General features: G+C 61.4%; 9 protein-coding genes and 1 tRNA gene. 8 read left to right on the plus strand and 2 right to left on the minus strand.

Translation table 11 applies throughout. The features are described from left to right. The first annotated feature begins 8 nt into the window (after positions 1 to 8). From C1876_RS02660 to C1876_RS02675, 5 genes are all read left to right on the plus strand, one after another. On the plus strand, positions 9 to 3,149 hold the full coding sequence (locus C1876_RS02660) for an aminopeptidase (RefSeq protein WP_244910007.1): 3,141 nt from the start codon (positions 9 to 11) through the stop codon (positions 3,147 to 3,149). Between the two features lie 149 nt (positions 3,150 to 3,298). Further along, positions 3,299 to 3,448 carry a DUF5679 domain-containing protein gene (locus C1876_RS17770; protein ID WP_009305565.1) on the plus strand — a complete coding sequence of 50 codons (150 nt, stop codon included), beginning with the start codon at positions 3,299 to 3,301 and terminating at the stop codon, positions 3,446 to 3,448. Between the two features lie 100 nt (positions 3,449 to 3,548). Further along, positions 3,549 to 3,623 (plus strand) — tRNA-Gly (locus tag C1876_RS02665). 59 nt (positions 3,624 to 3,682) lie between these two features. Next, complete coding sequence (locus C1876_RS02670; protein WP_114545179.1) at positions 3,683 to 4,354, plus strand: HAD family hydrolase; 672 nt, start codon at positions 3,683 to 3,685, stop codon at positions 4,352 to 4,354. Next, positions 4,355 to 4,813, plus strand: a complete 459-nt coding sequence (locus C1876_RS02675; protein ID WP_114545180.1) for a VanZ family protein — start codon at positions 4,355 to 4,357, stop codon at positions 4,811 to 4,813. Between the two features lie 4 nt (positions 4,814 to 4,817). Here the strand turns inward: C1876_RS02675 and C1876_RS02680 are convergent, their stop codons facing one another. Beyond that, positions 4,818 to 5,159, minus strand: coding sequence for a helix-turn-helix domain-containing protein (locus C1876_RS02680; RefSeq protein ID WP_227112438.1), 342 nt, complete (start codon positions 5,157 to 5,159; stop codon positions 4,818 to 4,820). 290 nt (positions 5,160 to 5,449) lie between these two features. Between C1876_RS02680 and C1876_RS02685 the strand changes: the two genes are divergently transcribed. Further along, positions 5,450 to 6,937, plus strand: a complete 1,488-nt coding sequence (locus tag C1876_RS02685; RefSeq protein WP_244910008.1) for an LCP family protein — start codon at positions 5,450 to 5,452, stop codon at positions 6,935 to 6,937. Between the two features lie 160 nt (positions 6,938 to 7,097). Then, complete coding sequence (locus C1876_RS02690; RefSeq protein ID WP_244910009.1) at positions 7,098 to 8,954, plus strand: GGDEF domain-containing protein; 1,857 nt, start codon at positions 7,098 to 7,100, stop codon at positions 8,952 to 8,954. 19 nt (positions 8,955 to 8,973) lie between these two features. Here the strand turns inward: C1876_RS02690 and galE are convergent, their stop codons facing one another. Then, positions 8,974 to 10,110 (minus strand): UDP-glucose 4-epimerase GalE, encoded by a 1,137-nt coding sequence (gene galE, locus C1876_RS02695; protein ID WP_114545182.1) that lies wholly within the window; start codon positions 10,108 to 10,110, stop codon positions 8,974 to 8,976. A gap of 555 nt (positions 10,111 to 10,665) precedes the next feature. Here galE and C1876_RS02700 point away from each other — a divergent pair. Next, positions 10,666 to 18,612, plus strand: a complete 7,947-nt coding sequence (locus tag C1876_RS02700; protein ID WP_114545183.1) for a Spy0128 family protein — start codon at positions 10,666 to 10,668, stop codon at positions 18,610 to 18,612. Positions 18,613 to 18,849: the final 237 nt, after the last annotated feature.

An 18,849-nucleotide genomic window follows, 5' to 3' on the forward strand; every position in this document is an offset into this window, starting at 1 on the left:
CTGAGCAAATGCAGAAGGAAGCAGGCCTTTCTGCCATCATCGAAGATTTCAGCGGCGCTCCCGGAGCCGATGCCCCGCGGGTTATCTGTTGCGCGTGTACGCTGGTCATCACGATCGCTGCGCTGTTCTTGCCGATCGTGGGCGTTGCTTCCATCATCGTTACGCTCATAGCTGCGCTGTTGTTCGCCGCCGAGGTGTTTAATCGCCCCGTGCTGTCACGCGCTTTCGCGCGCGGTGTCAGCCAGAACGTGGTGGCGAAGTACGAGCCCAGCTACTCGGCCGAGAGCGGCGGGTCGCGTCGCCGGAAGGTGGTCGTGGTTGCTCGCTACGATAGCGGCAAGGTGCGCGCCGAGCTCAACGGACCGGTGCTCGCGGCGCTCCCCATCCTGCAATGGGCGACGTTCGGTGCAATGGTATTTCTCCCGTTGCTGCTGATCATTCGCAACGTGTTCTTCCTCAATGCCGAAGGCGCGGCCGCAATCGTGTTGACGGTTCTCGCGGTGATCGCGCTTGTGTTGGTTGCGCTTCCGCTCGTGTTCGCGCTGCTGCACAAGCTTGCTGCTTACAACGAAGCGGCGAACTGCAATGCTGCCGGTACGGCCGTGCTCATGGAAGTGGCCCGCCGCGTCGGCCGCGGCCGCGTGAGCGAAGCCGAGCTCGCCGCGCGCGCTGATGCCTCCATCCACGGCGAAGAGGCCGCTCGTGCGGCGGGCCTCGTGCCCGAGGGCGCGCAGCTCGTGTACGAAGCGGCTAGCGTGAAGCCGCCCGAGCCCGCCCCGCAGACGCCCGAAGCGCGCCTTGCCGCCGCGAAGGCGGCGGTGGCTGCCCTTTCCGGCAAGCCCGTGACAGGCGTGTCGGCGTCCGACATCGCGCAAAACCTCGTGCAGATCAAGGAGCCGCCCCTGCCGGTGCCGTCCGAAGAGGGCTACCACGAGCTGCGCGACGAGACACGCGAAGCCCTGACCAGCATTCCCGAAGACACGATGCAGGAAGCCATCGCGCATGCCGAGGCAGCCGCTGCTGCAGCGGCTGCTCACGAAGCCGAGCTTGCCGCCGCCGCTGCCAACATGGCCGCGTCGTCGTTTGCTGCGGTGAACGAGGCGAACGCGAGTGCGCCGAGTGACGGCGTGCCCGACTGGTTCAAGAAGGCGCAGGAGAAGGCGAAGAAGCCGCGCAATGCCGACAAGCCGGCGCAGCGCTCTCGCTTTGCGAGCGCCCTTGACGCCGCGGTGAACGAAAGTGCTGGTCATTTCGCCGAAGCAAGCACTACTGTCGATCATCGTCCGGAAGAATCGCTCGATGCCGGTCGCGATGAGATTCGCGAAGTGAAGGCTCCGCAGTGGAGCGCGGCGGAACCCGAAGGCTCCGCGCGCTACGAAGCGCCCGAGTCGGGCGTGTACGAGCTTCCTACCGAGGGCGAGCCCGCGCAGGCTGCTCCGGTTGTGCAAGAAGCCGCGGTTCCTGCCGCAGCTCCGGCTCCGGCCGACCCGTTCTCCACCACCGCCATGCCGCCGATCGACGTGAGCGAGCTGCACCTCGGCGACGTGCCGCCTATCAGCGACGTTCCCATGCCCTCGTTCCTCGATCCGCGCAAGGTACAGGAAGAGGCGCGCGCCGCGCAGCAGGATGAACGGCGCACGGGCAATCGCGTGGATGTGACGGGCGCTCCCATCGGGGCGAGCGGTCGTATCGACGTCGTTGCCGAACGGTACGAGGAGCGCGTTGTGGCTGCTCCGGGTGCTGAAGATGCTGCTTCGCGGCCCATCGTGCTGCCCGATATCGGCGCTGCCTCGTCGAACCTCACGCCTATTTCCGAGCTGCCGAAGCAGCGCGCCCCGCTCGCCGACGTGGAATCGTCGGGCAAGAGCGCCGCAAAGAGCCTGCTCACCATGCTGCCCTCCATCAACCTGGGCGGTACCGCAGAAAGCGACTCGGCAAGCGACGACGTTCCGGCTTCCGATCAGGCTGCTTCCTCGAAGAAGCCGTCCCTGCGTTCGATGCTGCCGTCGCTGTCCGGTTCTATCAGCCGCGAGGATCTTGCCGAGGGTAAAACCTCGAACGTGAGCGCTGCGGGAGCCTTCGTACCCGCGGGCGCAACCGGCACGTTCGCCCCTATCGGTGACGAGCTCCTGGACAACGTCGACCCCGACGACATCTACGTCGACGATGCCGACGACTCCGCGTACGATCAGAACTTCACCGAGACGGGCGCGTTCGCCGGTCCGGGGTACGTGGAAATGCCCAAGTCGCGCGTGCATCGTCTGTTCGACCGCCTGCGTCGCAAGAACAAGGACGAGGAAGCCTCGCCCCAGGAATGGCTCGAAGTTGACGAGACGTTCGATGCCCGTACCGTGGGTGCCGAACGCGGCGGTTGGGAAAGCTTCCGCGAAGAAGACGATCCCCTGGACCCCTCTGCCACCACGCGCATGGATCCGTACCAGGTTGGCTACGAAGACGATCAGTACGGTACGTTCGAGGACGACGACTTCGAGAACGCCGACGGGTTCGATTACGAGGACGACGACGAATTCGACAACTACGGCCCGGACAACCGTCGCCCGTGGAACGGCGGCGCGTTCTCGCCTCGTCGCATGGAGAAGGCGGAGCTCGGTTCGGAAGACCTCATGGGCGAAGCGTCCGAAGGCCTCGACTTCGAGGACCCCGATGTGCCGGCCGAACTCAAGCAGATCTACCAGTTCCGCAACCCCGACATCAACACGGAAGTATGGTTCGTCGCGCTCGGTTCCGAATTGGCTCAGAACGGCGGCATGCGTGCGTTCCTCACCGAGCATCAGCAGGATCTTCGCGGCTCCATCATCATCGACCTCGACGCGCTTGGTGCGGGCGACCTGTGCATGATCGAGCAGGAGGGCATGTACCGTGCGGTGAAAACGTCTTCGCGCATGAAGCGGTACGTGAAGAAGGCTTCGCAGGCCACCGGCCTCAACGTGGGCAGCGCCCAAATCAAGTGGAAGGACAGCGCTGCATCGTACGCCATCAAGCAGGGCTACCAGGCAATGCACCTGGTGGGTATGCATGGTGCCAAGCCGGCGTTCTTCGCGCAGGGCGACGACGTGCTCGAGAACATCGACGAGCAGACGCTCGAGGAGAATACCGAGTTTGTTATGGAGTTGTTGAAGAATATATAATGCGCCAACGGTGTCCCCGGTAGCTCGTTTGGAGCGTACCGTATAATACGGATTCGTGTGTGCTGGGAACAACGAACGAAGCGCACCGACAAGTTGCAGGATGAAAGCGTCCTGCTCAAGTACAGGAACAGAGAGGTGTTTTTGCAGCCATGGCGATTGAAGCATATTGCGTGAAGTGCAAGGCCAAGAAGGAAATGAAGGATCCCGTCGAGAGCCTGACGAAGAACGGCAAGCCTATCACGAAGGGCAAGTGCCCCGACTGCGGCACCACCATTTGCCGCATCGGTGCTGCGAAATAACCTCGCGCTCACCCGATGACGAAAAGGACGGCGTATGCCGTCCTTTTTTTGCGCCTTTTGTCGCATTGGGCCGCGCATGCGCTATAATTTGTTCCTGCATGCGGGTGTCGCCAAGTGGTAAGGCCCAAGCTTCCCAAGCTTGTATTCGCGGGTTCGAGTCCCGTCACCCGCTCCAATGCTTACGAATCGAAACCCGCTGCGGCGGGTTTCGTCAATTATGGGAGGTGACGAACCATGAGCGATCAGAACACCCCAACGTTCGACACGTTCATTTTCGACCTTGACGGCACGCTGCTCGACACGCTGCCGGATTTGGTGGAGCTGACGAACGCCGCGCTCAACGAGCAGGGATTCCCCAGCCGAACCACCGATGAGATTCATAGCTTTGTGGGCAACGGCGCCCGGGCGCTCATGTATCAGGCGGTTCCAGCGGATGCGACAACCGAGCAAGCCGAAGCAGCAATGCGCCGATGGATGGAGCTGTACCCCGTCATCGGCAACAAGCTGACGGAGCCGTATCCTCATATCGAAGAGGCCCTCGCCGAACTCGCCGCTCGCGGCATCAATCTCGGCGTGCTGTCGAACAAGTTCGACCAGGGCGTACACGACGTGATCGACGCGTACCTTCCCGGAATGTTTCACGTGAAACATGGCGAATGTGCCGACATTCCGCGCAAGCCCGATCCGACGGGTCTGCTGCGCTCCATCGCCGAGCTGGGATCGACTCCCGACCGCACGGCGTACGTGGGCGACTCGCCGGGAGACGTTGCCGTGTCGCGCAATGCCGGCACGTTCGCCATCGGCGTGGCGTGGGGTTACCATCATGCGGACGACCTGCGCGCTGCAGGAGCCGACGTGGTTCTTGAGGACGCGCGCGAGCTGTTGCGATTCGCGGAGGTGCGTTAAGTGGTGGAAACCGTGCGCAAGCAATCGACGCGCTTCGTGGTAGTCAGCTGGGTGGCTGTTGCCGTGTGGGCGTGCTTTATCTTCTTCATGTCCTCGAACACGAGCACTGGCCTTAACGAGGGCCTCGGCATTTTCTCGAGCATCTATCGGGCGATGCAGGACGTGCAGGCTTCGATCCTCGGTCCCGACGCCGACCTGCTCTCGTCGATCGCCCATTTTTGCGAGTACACCGTATTCGGGGCCCTTCTGGCGAACGCGCTGCGCTGCCACATGCCGCTGCGCCGTGCGTGTTTGGTGGCCATCGCCTGTGCGAGTCTGTACGGCGTGAGCGATGAATTCCATCAGCTGTTCGTTCCCGGCCGCATGTGCGATCCGGTGGACTGGATGGTTGACACGGCCGGCGCGACGCTCGGTTCGGGAATATTCTACGCGGTGCAGCGAAAGCGGAAGCGCGCCTAGTTCGCTAGTACACCTGGGGGTTGCGCGCTTCGGCTTTGCGCGCACGATCTTTGCCGCGCTGCACTTCGCGACGGATCTCCTCGTCGGTATGCACGGCTAGCAGGAAGTCGGGCGTGGTTTCGAAAGCGGCCGCAAGCTTTTCGATAATCGCAAGGCGCGGATTGGCGGTTCCGTCCTCGATTTTGTTGAGGAAGGGACGACCGATGCCCACCATGAGCGCGAACTGCTTTTTGTTGATTCTGACGCACGTCCGCATGCGCTTGACGTTGTCGGCCAGGATGGGAGCATACGTGCTCTGACCTGCACCATCAGCAATAACGGTACTATGTTCGCGTTCGATCGTCATGCACCCTAGGGTAGCGGCGCGCGTCCTTGGGGCTGTAACCGCGCGAATACGTTTTGGTGCATTTTCAGAAAATGTGGGCTTTGTTCCCGACGCGTGCCAATTTTATGATGGCGCGGCAACGATGTTACAATAAACCTCTATACGTGATGAATCTATGCGTACCATCTCGGAGCTTGCCTGGTCCCGGACCTTTCGAGAAGGGATGCGGAGGAGACCATATGGCGTCAAGAAACTCTCGTACGAACCGCAAAGAAGCGCGCTCCTCGCGAGCTCCCCAATCGGCCCGCGCTGTGAGATCGGCGAAGGCGGCACAGTCGGGGCGCATCGCCCCGCGTGATCAGGCCTCTTCCTTCGGAAGAAACGACGGATACGCGGACAACACCTCCTATCGTCCCGCGTACGTCCCCGGCAGTCAGGGCTACGGAGCGAACGGCGCCTACGAGCGTCAAACCGCAGCCAGCCAGTATTCCCGCAATAACCCCACGTATTCGGCGGCCCGCAAGAGAATGGGTCGCGGCAAGAAAATCGCGCTCGGCGTGATCATCGCCATCCTCGTGGTGGCGGTCGGCGGCGGCTCCGCGTTCGCTCTGTGGAAGAACTCCGTCAACGAACAACTGACCAGGGGCGACAAAACCGACGAAGAGATCATGGCCATCAACGACGCGCTCAAAACCGATAAGGACATGACGTTCACCGAGCCGTTTTACATGATGCTCATCGGCACGGACGAGACCGAAGACAGCGATGAGGACATGCATCGCTCCGATACGAACATCGTCGTGCGCGTGGACCCGGTGAACAACCAGGCGACGATGGTGTCCATCCCCCGTGACACGAAGATCGACATCGACGGGTACGGCACGAACAAGTTCAACGCCGCCTATGCCTATGGCGGCGCCGCCGGCGCTGTCCGCGAGGCGAATCAGCTGCTGGGCATCGAGATTTCGCACTACGCGGAAGTGAACTTCGGCAAGCTCAAGGAATTGGTCGACGCGGTGGGCGGCGTGGACGTCGAAGTGACCGAACTCATTGACGACCCGGATGCCGACGGCACCGCAGCTCATCCCGAGTGGCCGCGCGTCATCATCGAAGAGGGCGAGCAGCATCTCAACGGTAACGAGGCGCTCGTGTTCGCCCGTAGCCGCGCCTACGCTGACGGCGACTTCACTCGTACGGCGAACCAGCGCAAGCTGATCATGGCCATCGTGAACAAGGTGCTCGATCTGAACGCAACCGATCTGCTGGGCGTCATCCAGGCGGCTTCGCAGTGCGTCACCACCGACCTCGCCGTGGGCGACATCGCTGCGCTGGCGCAGCAATTCCAGGACGAAGGCGATCTGACCATCTACTCGGCCATGGTCCCCTCCTACACGCAGGAGATCTCCGAAGGCGGCGTGCTCGTCTCGTACGTGATCAACGATGCGACGGCTACCAAGGAAATGATGAAGCTCGTGGAAGAAGGAAAGGATCCGAGCTCGGTTGTTTCCACCGGCGCGCCCGCGACCGCGAGCACCGGTACGGGAACGGGGACCGGAACCGGAACCGGCGTCGACACGTACTCCAACAACGGGTATAGCGCGCCGGCGAACACCGGGACGGAATATTACGACCCCGGCTATGTCGATAACTCGGGCAACGGCGGGTACGTCGATCCCGGCACGAACGGCGGCTACGACGACACCGGCGGCACCGGTACCACCGGAGGCTACGACGACACGTACACCGGCGGCGGCACCGATACGACCTACAACGGTGGCGCGGGCGGCGAAACCCTCTAACAACATCGCACCGCAGTGAGCGGCGTCGGAAGCATCCGGCGCCGCTCTTTTTAACGAAACTTCAACCTAAGCGTTGTGCTTGAAAACGTCGGTTGAGTTTTCCCCAAGCATGGGTGATACTTACGAACCATCGGCCGATTCAACAGATGAGGCGCTCCCTGTGGCACACCATGCGCGCAATCACGCACCCATATCGGATTCCCTGACTCCCGAGTCTCGCGGCTCGTTGCGCGCCGTGCTTGCCGTGCTCGTTTCCATGGTGGTGGTTGCTCTCATCGTGTTCGCGATTTTTCGCACGTATTCGGACTCGCTGAGCGAAGAATTCTACGATTTGGCCAGCGAGAGCATGAACGACTACACCGCCGCGCAAAAGATTGATGTTGAATCTACCTTGCGCGAAGTGAGTTCCACGATTTCCACGATGCGGGTGCTGGCCGAGTCGCCCGACATCGATCCGACGGGTTCCACGTTCTCGTCGTACCTGGAAACCTGGAACGAACAGGGTTCCTTCCAGGTGACGTACACGCCCATCGAATCGCTTGAAGCGGGCATCGGCGAATCCGGATCGATCGATCAGGACGAAGATACCCTGCGACGCCTCAAAGCGGGCGAGACCGTCATATCCGATGTGCGCAAATCGACGCGATTGAACGGCTATTTCTTCAGCATCGCCGAGCCGGTGGAACGCGACGGGCATACGGTGGGCGTCATGCGCAGCATCGTGAGGGCCGAGGAGTTGGTCGAGACGAGCCAGGTGAGCTCACAGGTCACGCTGCTCGGCTCGCTGCTGATCAACGGCGACGGCACCATTGTTTCCGTGTCCGATCTCACCGAGTACATTGACGGCGACAACCTCTACGACGTGCTGGCACAGAGTGGCGTAGGGCCGAATGAAGTGGACGCCATTCGTTTGAACATCGAGAACGAGCGTGATGTCTCAACCGTCATGATGGGCAAGCATGAAGGGCTCATGACGTTTGTCACGTCCATCCGCCTCGATGCGAACGATTGGACCATCGTCAACTTCACGCAGGAAAACTCGTTGGCCCATCGCTCCGAGAGCATCCTCTCGTCCACCATTTTCACAGGCGGCCTGCTGGTGGCTATCAGCGCCGTGGCCTGCCTCATCGTGGCGCTTGTGGTGAGCCGTTTCCGCCGCCGCGCGCGGCGCAGCGCCGAGCGGTACGCGGTGCTGGCCGAGTTCTCCGACACCGTGCTGTTCGAGTATACCTACCCGCGCGACACGCTCGAACTCACGCCGAACGCGCGCACCATGTTCTCGCTCGGCTCGCTGACCGATGAGGGGTACCTCGCGCGCGGCACGTCGTTCATCGATTTCAACGAGGAAGACTATCCGCGTGTCCATGCCCTCTTCGAACATCCGGCGCCGCCCAACGAGCTGCGCACCGTCACCTGCCGTGCCCGCGTGCTGTCAGGCGAGTACCGCTGGTTCTCCTTCACGTGCCGCTATCTGTACGAGGGCGCGCAGCCGTACATGGCGGTAGGCAAGATCGTCGATATCACGCAGCAGCGCGCGACCGAAGAGCTGCTCACGCGCAAGTCTCAAATAGACGGATTGACGAAGGCCCTCAACAAGGTGACCATCGAGGAAAAGATCGGCACGATGCTGACGCAGAACGACAAGGCGTTGCTGTTCGTGCTCGACATGGATCGATTCAAGCAGATCAACGACGAGTACGGCCACCTCATGGGCGATCGCGTGCTCGAGGGCGTGGCGCGAGCGCTGTTCGACGTGTTCCGCCATCGCGATCCAGTCGGGCGCATCGGCGGCGACGAGTTCGTCGCGTTTGTGGCGGGCGTCGATGACGAAGAAGTGGCGAACGCAAAGCGCGAGGCTCTGGAATTATTGATCGCAGAAACCTCGCGCGTATTGGGCGTGCCCATTGCCCTGAGCATCGGGGTGGCTCGCTATCCTCAGGATGGAGCCACGTATCAAGAGCTGTTCGACGCGGCCGACCGGGCCATGTACGAAGCGAAGAACGAAGGTCGCGCCTAGCGGCTGAGCAGGTGCGTCGCTAGGCGGTTGCGTATCCGTCCGGGTTCTGCGACTGCCAGCGCCATCCGTCAACGCACATGCGGTCGAGGTCGTACTGCGCAACCCAGCCCAGCTCGTCGCGTGCCTTGTCGCATGCGGCATAGTTCACGGCCACATCGCCCGCACGGCGCGGCTTGATTTCGTAGGGAAGCTCGCGACCACAGGCGCGTTCGAAGGAGTGCACCACGTCGAGCACGCTCGAACCCGTGCCGGTTCCCAGATTGAAGATGCCCACGCCGCGGCGCGTGCCATCGGCTGCAGGTTCGCCCGCCATGGTGCCGGCCGTCTTTGCCTCGCCGGTACCCACTTTGCCGCCCATCCAATCGAGGGCCGCCACGTGGCCGCGCGCCAAGTCCACCACGTGGATGTAGTCGCGCACGCCGGTGCCGTCGTGCGTGGGGTAGTCGTCGCCGAACACGCCGACGCTGGCAAGCTTGCCCACGGCCACCTGCGCCACGTAAGGCAGCAGGTTGTTCGGAATGCCTTTGGGGTCCTCGCCGATGAGCCCGCTCTCGTGCGCGCCGATGGGGTTGAAGTAGCGCAGCAGCACGACGTTCCACTCGTTGTCGCCCACGTACAGGTCGGTGAGCACCTGCTCGAGCATGGACTTCGTCCAGCCGTAGGGGTTCGTGGCGTCGTGCTTCGGGCAATCCTCGGTGATGGGGATGAACTCGGGCTCGCCGTACACGGTAGCGCTCGACGAGAACACGATGTTCTTCACGTCGTACTCGCGCGCCACCTCGCACAAAGCGAGCGTGCCGGCGAAGTTGTTCCAGTAGTATTCGAGCGGCTTCTGTACGCTCTCGCCCACGGCCTTGAAGCCGGCGAAGTGGATGATGGCGTCCACGTCGTTCTCGGAGAAGATGCGATGGAGCGCGTCGCGGTCGAGAATGTTCGCCTCGTAGAAGGTCAGGCGCGCATCGTCGGCGGCGAGGCCGGTGATCTGGCGCACGCGGTCGAGGGCGAGCTCGCTCGAGTTGCTCAGATCGTCCACGACGACCACGCGGTACCCTTGCTCCAGCAGTTCCACGCAGGTGTGCGTGCCGATGAACCCTGCGCCGCCCGTGACCAACACGCAGATGTCGGCGTGATCTTTAGCCAGCCCCTTGTTTGCCATGAAAACTCCTCTCCGGATTGTTTGGTGCCATGGTAGCAGGTGGAGCGCTTGCTGCGAGCGAATTCGCCAAAAGCACCATGCCCACCGTTCCGCATCCTGGAACGTCCGGTGCGCTATGCGGAACGGATTCGAGTGGTGCCACGCGCGTCCCCGTAGTGCGACATGCGTCTCGATACGGCTGCATCGTGTGTTGCAAGCTGAACCGATATCCTGATTGAGATGCGCGGAGATATGAAAATTTTATGAGCTTGCTGTAAACGTACACAGATTTTGAAAATGGAAAAGATGCTGTTGTGGCTGATGAAAAACAACGAGATGAAAAGAAAGCTCCTACAGGATACCGAGGCTTGATTGTTGCACCTTACCGCTTAGATCATATATCTTATGCGTATTCGCATCTGGAGCGGATGCCAACTCCTGCCCGGATGCATGTTGTAGGTATATGCACAAGGAGTTGAAGAGAGATGGCGGTGTTCGACGGTAGGATAAAGCGGAGGGGGGGGGTCTCACTCTAGGCTGCTTGCCTGTCTGATCGCCCTCGTATTGGTGCTTTCAATGGCACCGATGGCGGCATACGCGAGCGAAGGGGGTGAACGAGGCTTCGACCCGCTCGGCGCGATCGCATCGCTCTTCGGCCTTGGAATCGATTCCGATGACGTTTCCGTACCACTCGCGGCAAATGATAGCTCTACCGTAACCGACGCCAACACGTTGGGTAACTGGGAGAATGGCTTGCGAGACAGCACCGAGAACGTGGGCCGGATCTGGACGGATAAGACCGTCGAGGATTCCGACATCACGCTCTCTCCTTCGCCAATCACCATCAAAAAGGGCGATGCCGACTTCCTGGTTGGACTTTCCGCCCTCTCCTCAACGTCCAACCTCACTACGACAGCATCCACCCCGCTCGACATCGTGCTGGTGCTGGATACTTCGGGTTCTATGGATGAGGGTATGGGCGACCCGGTCTATAAAGAAGTCACTGACGTTCAGGAAACGAGCGGCTGGTCATTTGCCCCGGACTACTATGTCAAGCAGGGCGATGGCTACGTTCAAGTTACCGAGAAACGCACCATCAACGGTTTCTGGGGGTGGGAGCATGTCGGTTGGGAGGTGAACGGTCAGGCGGTTGAACCAAAAACCGACCAGAATCCCAACGGTGTGCAGTTCTACCAGCATATTCAGCCGACGAGACTCGACGCACTGCAGAACGCGGTCAACGACTTCATTGACGAGACGGCGAAGGCCAACGAGTCCATCACTGATTCTGCCAATAAACATTCCATCTCTATCGTGACGTTCGCAAGTAACGCCAACACGCGTGCCGAACTTACGACGGTCGACGACGAGCATGTCGAAGAACTCAAAAATACCGTCAATAGATTGGAAGCCAACGGCTCCACCGCTGCCGATTACGGCATGCAGCATGCGCAAAATGTCTTGGAAGGTGCTCGCAAAAATTCGCAGAAGGTCGTCATTTTCTTCACCGACGGCGAGCCGAACCATCAGAACGGTTTTGACAACGAGGTGGCGGCTGACACCGTCAACGCTGCTCACTCGATCAAGCAAGACGACACGTTGATCTATTCAGTCGGTGTGATGGAGGGCTCCGACCCGAACGGAACAGACGATTACAACAGCTACATGAACGCTGTTTCGAGCAATTATCCGAATGCAACGGCGCAGGGCGACAACGGCGGTTTCTTCGAGGACGGGTATTTTACTATTACGTGGGGCGATCGGGTCGCGGATGCCAGCTACTACAAGGCCGCCGACAACGCTGACGATCTGAACAGCATCTTCGAGGATATTTTCGAGGAGATTAGCACGGGTGCGGGACTGCCCACGCGAGTTGAGGGCGGCGATCCGTCTCATGGCGGATACCTTACGTTTTCCGATCAGTTGGGTGCTTACATGGAGATCGACCCATCCAACATGACGGTGGTGTATGCGAACCAGTCCTTCGCCAACCCCACATCGAGCACCGACGGTAAAGTAACCACCTATCATTTCAAGGGCACGGTCGAAACCGGTAACCCCGACTACGCAGAAGGGAACATGGCCGATCTCATCGTGGAGGTCGAGCACAGCGATGATATGGCAGCGGGCGACGTTGTCACGGTCAAAATACCGGCCGCCCTCATCCCTCTGCGCACCTACGAGGTTGACACGACCGAAGGAAGTGAGTCTTTCACGACCAACGAGGCCTATCCCATTCGCGTGTTCTACGGCGTGAGCCTGAAAGATGAAGCGGCGTCGTCCCTCGCCGATCCCGATGCCGAGCTTCAAAGCTATATCGACTCCAACAAGGACGAGAGCGGCAATGTGCGGTTCTATTCGAACCTTTACGAGAAAACGGACGGCGTAGCTGGCGATGCCGAGCACGGCAATACCACGGCAACGTTCGAACCTGCCGAAGGAAACTCCTTTTATTACTTCACTGCGAATACCCCCGTCTACGTTGACGAAACCTGCTCGACGCCGGCGACGCGGGAGAATCTCGCCAACTTCGATACCTTCTACTACCAGCTCGACCATTACGAGAAAAACGACGGCGCGCTCAAGAAGCAAACCGAGGTGTATTCCTTCCCGTCAAGCAGTTTGACCTTCTTGGGCGATGCGATTGGCTTCGATGCAGCCGGTAACGCCTATGTCAAAGCCGGTCAGCCTCGCTTGACGTACATCAAGAATTTCAGCGACAAGAAAGCGGGCAATGAAACTGACACCGCATCTGCTGTGGTCTCGCCAGAGTGGGTGAGCGAACAGGCGGCTGGCGTCGTCAACTCGTACCTGGGCAACAACGGGCTGCTTCTCGAAGAGCTCCCAGGTACGCTCGCCATCAGCAAGGACGTTACTGTTCCGGAAGGTATCGACGAGGAGGACTACGCCTCCACGCAATTCGCCTTCGAGATCGTCGTGGCCGACGCGGCTAACAAGAATTTCGACGCCGTAGTCAAGAACGCCCAGGGCGACATTCAAGGCGACCGGTTCACCCTGAGCTTCGACGACCAGGGTAAGGCTGTCTTCGAGATCGCCGACGGGCAGACGCTGTTGATCTACGGTCTGTCCGATGGTTGGAAGTATACGGTGACCGAGACGAACGTCCCGCAGGGTTTCACCTCGCAGTCGACCGGCGAGACCGGCGTCGTTTCCGGCGGTGCCACAACTACGGCGAGCTTCGTCAACACCTATAAAGTCACTTCCGCAACGCTCGACGGTTCCGTCTGCTTGACCGGAACTAAAGCCATCGACGGCCGCAACTGGCTTGATACCGACGAGTTCGAGTTCAGCATCCACCCTGCCTCCATCTCGCCGGAGGGTACCCCGACGCCCGAGAATACCAAGGTCACGGTGAAAGGCTCCGACGTGGCCGACAAGACGGGCGCGGCTTCGTTCAGCTTCGGCGACATCGTCTACACGAAACCGGGCACCTACACCCACGTTATCCGCGAGGACGCAACCGCCGCCGCAGACATTCCTGGCATTACGCGGTCGCAGGCGCAGTATCTGGTGACGGTCAAGGTGACCGACAACGGCCTGGGCGCCTTGGAGGCGTCGTCGCAAATAACGCAACTTTTCGATGACGCGGGCAATCGACTGGACTCGCCCGTCGCTACCACCACTGCCTCGTTCATTAACGCTTTCAGTGCCGATGACGATACGGTTGTCGTGAACGCGTTCAAAAACTACACCGATAATTCCGGATCGCGCCCGATGAGCGACGGCGATTTCCTATTCGAGCTCAAGCCCACAAACAAGAGCTCCGATGATGCTCCTGATGCCCCCATGCCAGCAGGCGTATCTCCCGGACAAAGCATGACCGCGAGTATTGACGCGGAAACCGGCACCGTCTCCTTCGGCGAGCTGGTCTTCACAGGCGAGCATGTGGGCTTCACCTATACCTACGAGATACGCGAGGTTCCCGGGAACACCCCGGCCATGGCGTACGACGATACCGTATACACGATGGAGGTAGCCGTGAGCGCCGAGTTGGACGGCAGCGGCGGGACGCGCGTCGTCGCCACCCGCACGCTCACGCGCGACGGAGCGCCGGTTACCGATGATGAATCCATCTTGTTCTCAAACGAGTACAGACCCGACCCTGCCGTGCTCGAAGGCGGCACCGCCTTAGGCGGCACCAAGGTTCTGACTGGCCGCGATTGGACGGAAGAGGATACCTTCACCTTCACGCTCGAGCCTACGGACGCCACGGCGAGCGCCGTTGCTGACGGTGTTGTGCAGATTACCGAAAGCTCCGCTACCGCAAGCGCATCCGGCGTCGACTTCGCTTTCGGCTCCGTACACTTCGCCAAAGCGGGAACCTATACCTTCCGGATAACCGAGGACGTGCCCGAAGGCGCGCAGGGTGGCAAGCTTGACGGGATCGTATACGACACGCACGCATGCGACGTGACGGTGGTCGTAGGCCTCGACGCGGATAACGGCAGGCTGGCTGTCGAATCGGTGACGTATGACAATGGAGAAGGCGCGGTCGACAACAGCAAGGCCGTGTTTGAAAATTCGTACAAATCGGGCATCGACTACGGCGACGCGGGCGGATTGAGCGTGAGCAAGACGTTGAACGGCCGTGCCATGAATGCGGGTGAGTTCGGTTTCACCATCTCAGGGATTGACAACGAAAGTACCTCCGCTGAAGAGGCCAACATCAAGTTGACCGATGATGACAAGAGCTTCGCGAATGCCCAAAGCCGCCGCGATGGCGTGCCCGAGGTGATGAAAAAGCTCCAAGGACTCGTCTTCGACCAGGATGATGCCGGCAAAACCTATTCGTTCATCGTGGACGAGACGCCCGGTATTGCCGATCGTGTGACCTACGACGCTTCGCAGTACCGCGTGGACGTCAGCGTGGAGGACGACGGAAGAGGCGCGATGCATGCCAAGACCACCGTCGTCAGGACCAAGACCGCGGGAGGCGACCCTGTCAACGAAATCGTATACGGTCCTGCTAGCACCGCAGACGCGAACTACGTTGCTCCTGCGGTGAGTTTCAAGAACGAGTACGCCAAACTGCCAGTTGAGGCCGAGCTATCCGCGGTCAAGCAAGTGATAGGAGCCCCTTACGAGGGCAGCTTCGATTTCACGTTGACTCTGGTAGAGGGCGATAGGAACGCCGTAGTCGGTCTTGACGAAAACGGAGCGGCAACCGCCGTGGCGGCGGGCCCGTACGAGGAAGGCGGCAGTGCCGAAGCGTCCTTTGGCAAGTTGACCTTCACGGCTGAAGGAACCTTCGTCTTCTCCGTGGTCGAAAACGATCCGGGCGAGCGTGCGGGTTGGACGTGGGCGACCGGTGATGGGAACGCAAAGACCATCACCGTGAACGTGAACGACGACGGCGACGGTCGGCTGGATGCGCGAATCGTGGGCAATAACCCGATTTTCGTGAACTCCTACGAGGCAAGCCCCGCCATCCTCTCGGGCGACGCGGCGCTCGCAGTGCAGAAGAGCGTCGAGGGATCTGATACCGATGGCGATTTCACCTTCACGCTGGCCCCGGTGGACCCTGAGAACGAGAAGTGGCAGGCGGTCGATGTCGAATCCGGCGGCAACCACGTCTCCATTGAAGGCCCCTTCGCCGCCGGCGAGGTAAAGGATGCAAACTTCGGCGACATAGCCTTCCGGGAAGCGGGCACCTATCAGTTTACTGTGGTGGAAGACCAGGCGGCCGAGGGTCAAGAGGTTCCCCTTGGCTGGATCTACGATGCGTCCACATCCACCATCACCGTGGAAGTGACCGATGAGGGCAACGACGGCCAGCTGGACGCTGCCGTGAGTTACGCCAATGAGGGAAAGAACAAGCCCAATAACATCGCGGCGTTCACGAACAGCTACAGTGCCGCGCCGACCGAAGGCGTGCCTGCGAATTTCCGGTTGACCAAGACGTTCGAGGGTCGTGAATGGACTGACGACTACGTGTTCCAGTTTGGGATTGAAGCCGTGACCGAGGGGGCACCGATGCCCGAGAGCGATACCGTCACGGTGGGCAAGCCGGCCGAGGGCGTCGAGGCTGCGTTCGACTTCGGAGAGATCGTCTACACGAAGGCCGGCACCTATGTGTACAAGGTGTTCGAGATTGCAGGCGATAACGCCGGCATCGTGTATGACGGCCACGAGGCCACGGTTACTGTTACGGTGGTCGACAACCACGATGGCACGCTCAGCTCAATCGCAGCTGTTGCGAACGGCGCGTTCTCCAACGCGTACCAGGTGGAGCTTCCTCTTTCGCAGCGGGCCAACGTGAGCATTTCCAAAACGTTGACCGGCCGCGACATGGAAGAAGGCCAGTTCGAGTTCACGGTGAAGCCCCTTGACGAGCTATCGGCCGATCGTCTGGGAATCTCGGCTGAGGGCAGGGTGGTGCCTTCCGAGGCTGCTGCCGACGGAGAAGTTGCCTTGATGCCCCTCGACTTCGACGGTCTTACGTTCACTGCGGACGACAGCGGCAAGCGGTACGGTTTCGTCGTGACCGAGACGAAGGGCGGCGGGGCTGGTTACGCCAACGACGACGAGAACGCGACGGTGACGTTTGATGTGACGGACGATGGCAACGGCTTGCTCGTAGTGACGATTACCGTGCTGAAGGGAGACGGCAAGTCGCAGACCGTCACCGTCAGCAATGCTGACAATACGGTGGCCAGCGTTGTCATCCCGTTCGCGAATTCCTACGCTGCAACCGGCGTGCTCGGCAGCGAGGGCGATGCGGCTATAAACGCCAGCAAGATGCTGACGGGCCGCGATCTAGTGGAGGGCGAGTTTTCCTTCCAGGTAGTCGATGCCAAGGGCAACGTGGTGGCCACGGGAACGAATGCTGCGGACGGTACGATCGATTTCTCCGCCATCTCGTACAGCAGCAACTCGTTCGCCGCGGACGTCGCGAGCGGCATCGCGACCAAGACGGAGATGGGCTACGAATACGTCTACGAGGTGTCCGAGATAACCGACGCCCTCGGGGACAGCGGTATCACGCCGGTCAAATACTCGTTCGCCGTCGCGGTGCGCGTGACCGACAACGGCGACGGCACGTTGGGCATCGCCGTCGACTACGGCAGCGAGGGCAACGGTTTGACCTTCTGGAACGTCTATGACGCTCAGGCCATCTCCAAGTCCATCGATGGCAGGAAAGTCATCGACGGTGGCGGCTTCGGGAGCGCGCCTACGCAGGAAGACATCGCTGGCGCGTACACCTTCACGTTGACCGGCTTCGCGGCGGACGACGGCACTCCTGCGCCGATGCCCCAGGGGACCGGTGCGGACGGCACCAAGACCGTCGTGAACGACGCGGTGGGCAATGTGAGCTTCGGGGAGATCGAATACACGGTTGCCAACGTGTGGCCCGAGGGTCAAGCTGCCGACGAGGCGGGCGAAGCCGTCGCAACCGCGACTCATGCGGGCGCGACGCGCTCCAAGACCTTCACGTACTCGGTGACCGAAGCGGGCGAGTTCGCGGGCGTCGCCAACGAGGGCGGCGTCAAGACCTTCGCCGTGACGGTGACCGACAACGGCGACGGCACGCTTTCCGCCGTCACCGATCCGGCCGCGGGCGCCCTGTTTACGTTCACCAACGTCTACGGCGTCGATCCCGTGGACAGCAGCCTGACGGGTGAGGGCGGCGTTCCGGTTACCAAGAGCCTGACGGGTCGCGACCTGGTCGAGGGCGAGTTCTCCTTCGAGCTGCGCGACGCGGTTACCGGCGAGGTGGTGGCCGTTGCTGCGAACGCCGCCGACGGAACGGTGGAGATGCCGGCGCTCACGTTCGATGCTGCGGGCACTTACGCCTACTGGCTCTCCGAGGCCCCCGGGGACCGGGGCGGCGTGACGTACGACGGCGCGGTGTACGACGTGACCGCCACGGTGACCGACGACGGCGCGGGCTCGCTCGATGTGGTGTGGTCGGTTGAGAAGGGCGGGGAGGCGTTCGAGGCCGTGACCTTCCGCAACTCCTACGCGGCGACCCCTGCGAGCATCGCGCTCGATGCGTCCAAGAGCCTGACGGGTCGCGACCTGGTCGAGGGCGAGTTCTCCTTCGAGCTGCGCGACGCGGTTACCGGCGAGGTGGTGGCCGTTGCTGCGAACGCCGCCGATGGGTCCATCACTTTCGGCCGGATCGAGTATGATGAAGCCGGTACGTACGAATACGAGATCGCCGAGGTTGAAGGGGACGTCGAGGGCGTCACGTACGACGACACCGTGTTTGCTGTGCGGGTCGACGTGACCGACGACGGCGACGGCCATCTCTCCGCCGCCGATTGGAGCTACGGCGAGAACGGCGCGCCGGTGTTCGAGAACGTGTACGAGGGGCCGTCGGCACCGCAATCCGCCGCTCCCGAGACCCCCAAGCCGCTGCCCGGCGGGAGCTTGGTGCAGACGGGCGACGCGACGCCCATGTGGGTCGCCATCGGCGCGGCGCTGGCGGCGGCGGTCGTCGCCTGCGTGGCGGCGCTGCGCCTTCGTCGGACGCGTCGAAGCGGACGCCACCTGCATTAGGGTGGGCCGTGCGATCGGCGCGCGGTAGAAAAGCGCGTATCGGGCATCATAGCCGGGTCGCTCCTGCGGGGGGGGGGTGACCCGGCTTTCTTGTCGCTCGGCGCTACCCCCCGGCAAGCGTTTCTGTTTCACGTGAAACAGTCGTCGCCCCTTCGTGCCCAAGGGATGCGGCCATCCCCCGAAAGGGGCCAATCGCGGGTTTGCGCAGGTGCCCCCTTGGTGGGGGATGCGCCCGCC

The sequence above is a fragment of the Eggerthella sinensis genome (assembly GCF_003339815.1).
Classification (GTDB): Bacteria; Actinomycetota; Coriobacteriia; order Coriobacteriales; family Eggerthellaceae; genus Eggerthella; species Eggerthella sinensis.

What these genes read in the sequence shown, in the direction of transcription:
- C1876_RS02700 (WP_114545183.1), top strand. Translation starts at nt 10,666, where the DNA reads ATGGCACCGATGGCGGCATACGCGAGCGAAGGGGGTGAACGAGGCTTC.
- C1876_RS02670 (WP_114545179.1), top strand. Translation starts at nt 3,683, where the DNA reads ATGAGCGATCAGAACACCCCAACGTTCGACACGTTCATTTTCGACCTT.
- C1876_RS02660 (WP_244910007.1), top strand. Translation starts at nt 9, where the DNA reads ATGCAGAAGGAAGCAGGCCTTTCTGCCATCATCGAAGATTTCAGCGGC.
- C1876_RS02680 (WP_227112438.1), bottom strand. Translation starts at nt 5,159, where the DNA reads ATGACGATCGAACGCGAACATAGTACCGTTATTGCTGATGGTGCAGGT.
- C1876_RS17770 (WP_009305565.1), top strand. Translation starts at nt 3,299, where the DNA reads ATGGCGATTGAAGCATATTGCGTGAAGTGCAAGGCCAAGAAGGAAATG.
- galE (WP_114545182.1), bottom strand. Translation starts at nt 10,110, where the DNA reads ATGGCAAACAAGGGGCTGGCTAAAGATCACGCCGACATCTGCGTGTTG.